General features: G+C 62.9%; 6 protein-coding genes and 1 rRNA gene. All 7 read left to right on the forward strand.

The features are described 5' to 3' along the window. Positions 1-185: 185 nt before the first annotated feature. A 5S ribosomal RNA gene (gene rrf / locus A2J01_RS24120) occupies positions 186-302 on the forward strand. Positions 303-363: 61 nt separating this feature from the next. Next, on the forward strand, positions 364-1,305 hold the full coding sequence (locus A2J01_RS35365; protein WP_073513327.1) for a hypothetical protein: 942 nt from the start codon (positions 364-366) through the stop codon (positions 1,303-1,305). Next, the gene (locus A2J01_RS24135; RefSeq protein WP_058226686.1) at positions 1,302-2,285 is read left to right on the forward strand and encodes an HAD-IIA family hydrolase; all 984 of its coding nucleotides are present in this window, start codon (positions 1,302-1,304) and stop codon (positions 2,283-2,285) included. Before A2J01_RS35365 ends, A2J01_RS24135 begins: the two co-directional genes overlap by 4 nt. Before the next feature lie 76 nt (positions 2,286-2,361). Continuing rightward, a complete protein-coding gene (locus tag A2J01_RS24140; RefSeq protein WP_003946140.1) occupies positions 2,362-2,604 on the forward strand; it encodes a hypothetical protein in 243 nt (80 codons plus the stop codon). 1 nt (position 2,605) lies between these two features. Then, on the forward strand, positions 2,606-3,445 hold the full coding sequence (locus tag A2J01_RS24145; RefSeq protein ID WP_003946142.1) for a TlyA family RNA methyltransferase: 840 nt from the start codon (positions 2,606-2,608) through the stop codon (positions 3,443-3,445). Next, on the forward strand, positions 3,442-4,389 hold the full coding sequence (locus A2J01_RS24150) for an NAD kinase (protein ID WP_003946132.1): 948 nt from the start codon (positions 3,442-3,444) through the stop codon (positions 4,387-4,389). The genes A2J01_RS24145 and A2J01_RS24150 overlap by 4 nt, the downstream gene beginning before the upstream one ends. A 2-nt stretch (positions 4,390-4,391) precedes the next feature. Further along, on the forward strand, positions 4,392-5,883 hold a 1,492-nt coding region (gene recN / locus A2J01_RS24155; RefSeq protein ID WP_064113762.1), incomplete at its 3' end, for a DNA repair protein RecN.

Genomic DNA, 5,883 nt, shown 5'->3' on the forward strand with positions numbered 1-5,883 from the left:
TGACTGGTACTAATAGGCCGAGGACTTACCACAAAGAAGCTACGCGTCCACTGTGCGGTATCTGAAACAACACACAGATACTGATGAGAAACCCTGTTTCTCCATCCCCCAACACCAGAAACTGGTGTTGACGGGTGGTGAAACCAGGTGATCAGAAGAAGGTTACTGTGACAGTTTCATAGAGTTACGGCGGTCATAGCGAAGGGGAAACGCCCGGTCCCATTCCGAACCCGGAAGCTAAGCCCTTCAGCGCCGATGGTACTGCACTCGACAGGGTGTGGGAGAGTAGGACACCGCCGAACACCCGTTAACCGAAAGGGGACCCAACATATTGGGTCCCCTTTCGTGCGTTGTATGAGAGGAATGACTGTGTCGGAGAATGGCGACGAGCGTCGGTCCTTCCGTGGGGGAGGAGCGCCTCGATCAGGTGGCCCCCGTCGTGACAACGACGGGCGTGGATCACGCGGCGCTGCAGGCGGAGACCGCCGCGGTGGTGCCGGAGACAACAACCGTGGCGGTGCTGGAAACAGTAACCGCGGCGGCGGATTCAACGGCGGACAGCGTCGCGGCGGCGAGGGTGGGTTCACCCCTCGTGGACGCGATGGCGACCGCAACCGTCAGCAAGCACGACCTGACGAACCGGATTTGCCCGACAACGTAGAGCCCACGGAGTTGGACCCAGCCGTTCGTCGGGATCTGCTCAGCCTCGACAAGGACAACGCCAACACAGTTGCGCGTCACCTCGTCATGGCGGGCAAGCTCGTCGACGAAGATCCGGAACTCGCACTGCTCCACGCTCGCGCTGCCCGTCAGCGCGCCGGCCGAATTGCGGTCGTTCGTGAAGCTGCCGGAATCACCGCGTACCACGCCGGTGAATGGGCTGAAGCTCTCTCCGAGCTTCGTGCTGCCCGTCGAATGGCTGGCGGACCGGGTCTGATCGCTGTCATGGCCGACTGCGAACGCGGTTTGGGTCGACCAGAACGCGCGATCGAGCTCGGCCGTAGCGACGAGGCTGCCCTGCTTTCGGGCGACGAGGCGTCTGAGTTGAGGATCGTCGTCGCAGGCGCCCGCATGGATCTCGGTCAGTTCGATCAGGCAGTTGTCACACTGCAGACCAAGGATCTGGACGCAGCGCGTACCGGTGAAGCTGCGGCTCGGCTGTTCTACGCCTACGCCGATGCCCTCGTTGCAGCTGGTCGTGTCGAAGACGGACTGAAGTGGTTCCTCAACGCTGCAGCTGCTGACCTCGAGGGTGACACGGATGCTGAAGAACGGGTGGCCGAGTTGACCGGAGAAGATCAGTGACCGTGCTTCGTACTCAGTACGACGTACTTTTGCTCGATCTCGACGGCACGCTGTACGCCGGAGCTCATGCGATTCCCGGCACCCAGGCAGCTCTCGGTCAGGGCACGCAGGCCTTGTACTACGTGACCAACAATGCGAGTCGCTCACCTTCGGCAGTGTCGGCGCATCTGACCGAACTCGGTTTCGATTCCGAAGACGATCGTGTCGTCACCAGTTCTCAGACGGCGGTGCGTCTGTTGGCGGAGCGTCTCGAACCCGGTGCCGCTGTGCTCGTCGTCGGTACCGACGCATTGGCCGACGAGGTGACGCGCGTCGGGTTGCTTCCGGTGCGCGAATTCGCGGATTCTCCGGTTGCTGTCGTTCAAGGACATTCGACGGAGACCAACTGGTCGATCCTTGCCGAGGCGTGCTTGGCGATCCGGGCCGGTGCGCTGTGGGTAGCGGCAAACCTGGACACAACACTGCCGTCGGAGCGGGGTTTGGTGCTGGGCAACGGCTCGATGGTGGCAGCTCTACGCGCTGCGACCAAGCAGGAACCGTTGGTGGCAGGTAAGCCTGCTGCACCGCTGATGGAGGACGCGCTCGCTCGCAGTGGGTGCTCGCGTCCACTGGTGGTCGGTGATCGTTTGGACACCGATATCGAAGGCGCACACGCTGTTTCGATCGACTCGTTGTTGGTTCTCACCGGTGTGAGCACGCCGGGTGACGTACTGCGGGCTCCGGTTGAGCAGCGCCCCACCTACATTGCAGCAACTCTGGATTCGCTCAATCAGCCGGCCGTCGAATCGCTGGTCGGTGCGGACTCCAAGTGGTCTGTCTCCGTGAACGGGTCGGCGCTGGTTGTCGACGGCCCGGTTGTCGGGGACGAGATGTCGCTTCTACGCGCGGTTGCGCCTGTCGCATGGGCTAATCCGTCGTTCCGGACCCTGGAAGCGTCGGATGCCGGCGTGGCGGATCTGTTTGCATCCTGGCTCGTCTGATCTCTCGCAAATGTGTTCGACTCGCGGGGGTGCGGGTGTATGCGTAACCGAGAGCCATGCACTAACGTTGTGCCCGATGAGCACGCCGACACCGCACCCCGGAAACACGAGTAACGGATCTCCGTTGCCCGGGCCACGCCCTTCCGTCGATCCGGAACGCATACGTTCTGACGTCGACGGTTTGCTGGCGCGCCTCGGCGGCATCGAACAGGATCCGAACGATCAGCACGGAGCAGGTGTGATTCCGCAGAAGGCACATATTTTGGAACAGGCACACGAGGTGCTCGTCCAGGCACTCGCCTCTGTGGACAGGGCTTGACGTGGCACGTAGAGCACGGGTGGACGCCGAACTTGTCCGTCGCGGACTCGCACGGTCACGAGATCATGCGCAAGAACTGATTTCCGCCGGGCGAGTTCTCATCTCGGGAGCCGTTGCGACCAAGCCTGCGACGGCGATCGAAGCCGGAACGCCACTTCGGGTCGTCGAGGTGGAGCAGGAAGTTTCGTGGGCGTCGCGAGGTGCTCACAAACTGATCGGCGCACTCGACGCCTTCGGTGCCGAAGGATTGACGGTCGAAGGTCGCCGTTGCCTCGACGCCGGCGCATCCACCGGTGGGTTCACCGATGTTCTGCTGACGCGTGGTGCGAAGGAAGTTGTCGCAGTCGACGTCGGCTACGGACAACTGGTGTGGCGCCTGCAGTCCGATGACCGGGTGCACGTCATCGACCGAACCAATGTTCGTGCAATTGATGCGGAGACCATCGGCGGAACTGTCGATCTCGTTGTCGCGGACTTGTCGTTCATTTCTCTCAAACTTGTACTCGGGGCGTTTGTCGCCTGTACTGCTGACGGCGCGGACCTGGTTCCGATGGTCAAGCCTCAGTTCGAGGTGGGCAAGGACCGCGTCGGTGCCGGTGGCGTCGTACGAGATCCGGAATTGCGAATCTCGGCTGTGCTCGACGTGTCGGAGGCTGCTGCAAAGGTAGGTCTGCGGACGTTAGGTGTCGTGGCCAGCCCATTGCCCGGTCCGTCGGGAAATGTCGAGTATTTCCTGTGGCTTCGAAAGACAGGTTCGCCCGGTGATCACGAGCCGGACACCGAGGGAATTCCTTCGGTGGAGGACATGATTCGCAAGGCTGTAGAGGAAGGGCCCCAGTGAACGCGGTCACGAACGGCGAGTCGCGCGAGATCCTTCTTGTCGCACACCCTGGTCGACGTGACATCACGGAAACCGCCAAGCGAGTCGGGAAGATTTTCGAACGGGCGGGAATCGGGCTGCGAGTCCTCGTCGACGAAGCAGACAGCTCGCGCATCGAAGCAATGACGGAACCCGCGGGCTTCTCTGCGCCGGGTCTCGACGTCACGGTTGTTCATCCCGGCCCTGATGCTGCCGTCGGATGCGAGTTGGTTCTGGTTCTCGGCGGTGACGGCACATTTCTGCGCGCCGCCGAACTCGCTCAAGAAGCGTCCATTCCGGTACTGGGCATCAACCTCGGACGGATCGGATTTCTGGCAGAGACCGAGGCCGAGCATCTCGACGAGGCTCTCGCACAAGTAGTTCGCAAGGAATATCGCGTCGAGTCCCGTATGACACTCGACGTCGTGATTCGGGTGGACGACGAGATCATCGACCGCGGGTGGGCGCTCAACGAGGCCAGCATCGAGAACCGTTCGCGTTTGGGAGTTCTCGAAGTTGTCCTCGAGGTCGACGGCAGACCGGTATCTGCCTTCGGTTGCGACGGTGTTCTCGTGTCCACTCCCACCGGCTCGACCGCTTATGCCTTTTCTGCAGGCGGCCCCGTCGTGTGGCCCGAACTCGAAGCATTGCTCGTCGTACCCAGCAACGCGCATGCGCTGTTCGCGCGGCCGTTGGTCACCAGCCCGAATTCGATCATCGCGGTGGAGACCGTCGCCGGTAGCCACGACGGCCTGGTCTTCTGCGACGGGCGTCGTACGTTGGAACTGCCTGCCGGCGCTCGCGTCGAGATCGTTCGCGGCGCCACTCCCGTCAAGTGGGTCCGGTTGGACTCTGCGCCCTTCGCTGATCGGATGGTTCGCAAGTTCGAGCTTCCGGTTACCGGATGGCGAGGAAGGAAGCCTTAATCGTGCTCGCAGAGATCCGTATCGACAGTCTTGGTGTGATCTCCGAGGCCAGCGCCCAGTTCCACGAGGGCCTGACCGTCCTGACCGGTGAAACCGGCGCAGGTAAAACGATGGTCGTCACCAGCTTGCACCTCCTCAGCGGAGCGCGAGCCGATGCCGGTCGGGTGCGGTTGGGCGCGTCGCGAGCCGTCGTCGAAGGACGATTCATCGCCGACGACGTCTCACCGGCCACCGAGCGTGAGATCGTCCGAATCCTGGAATCGTCCGGCGCCGAGCGCGACGAGGACGGGACCATCATCGCCGTCCGGACAGTCGGCAGCGACGGCCGCTCACGGGCTCATCTCGGCGGACGAAGCGTGCCGGCGGGAGTTCTCTCCGAATTCACGGACCCACTTCTGACTGTCCACGGACAGAACGATCAGCTGCGATTGCTTCGTCCCGACCAGCAACGCAATGCGCTGGACCGCTTCGGGGACAAGGCAATCGGAACGCTGCTGACGAGGTACCGCAAACACCGTCGTGAATGGCTAGATGCTCGTTCGGAGTTGATCGAACGCACGTCGAAGGCTCGTGAACTGGCGCAAGAAGCAGATCAGTTGACCTTCGCGCTCAACGAAATCGACGGCGTGGCACCCGAGCCAGGCGAGGACACGGCAATCGTTGCCGAAGTTCGTCGACTCAGTGAACTCGATTCGCTCCGCTCGGCTGCGGAAGAGGCGCACGCTGCGCTCGCCGGTAGTGACGACATGGCCAACGGCGACGTCGGGGTCATGCCGGCGCTAGACCTGATGTCCGAAGCGCGGGCGCGTATCGAGTCGGTCACCGACGCAGATCTGGACGGCCTCGGTTCCCGGTTGGCCGACGCTATTGCCGTCGTCACCGATGTTGCCGGTGACCTGAACACCTATCTGTCCGGGCTGCCCGCAGACCCGGGTGCTCTGGACTCGCTGCTGTCGCGGCAATCGGAACTGAAGACTCTGACTCGCAAGTACGCCGCCGATGTCGACGGTGTTCTCGAATGGGCAGATACCGCTCGCGCTCGTCTGTCCAAACTCGACGTGTCCTCGGATGCGTTGTCGCTGTTGGCCAAGCAGGTCGAGGAGACGGCTGGCCTCACCGCGGAAGCCGCCACAAAGCTGAGCGCCGCGCGAGTCAAGGCAGCGGCAAAGCTCGCCAAAGCCGTCAGCGCGGAACTCGCCGGTCTGGCGATGGGACGTGCGGGTCTCGAGGTGACTGTGCGCTCGCAGCCTGCCGGCCCGCAGGACTCGGCGCCGCTCAGCGTCGGGGGAGTAGACCTTCATGCCGGGTCTGCCGGCGTCGACGAGGTGGAATTCCGTCTGTCCGCGCACAGCGGGGCACCGTCACTTCCGATCAGCAAGAGCGCTTCCGGTGGCGAGCTGTCACGCGTCATGCTGGCGCTCGAGGTTGTTCTCGCTGGTAGCGACACCGGTGCGACGATGGTTTTCGACGAAGTGGACGCGGGGGTCGGTGGTC

The sequence above is a fragment of the Rhodococcus sp. EPR-134 genome (assembly GCF_001647205.1).
GTDB lineage: Bacteria > Actinomycetota > Actinomycetes > Mycobacteriales > Mycobacteriaceae > Rhodococcus_F > Rhodococcus_F qingshengii.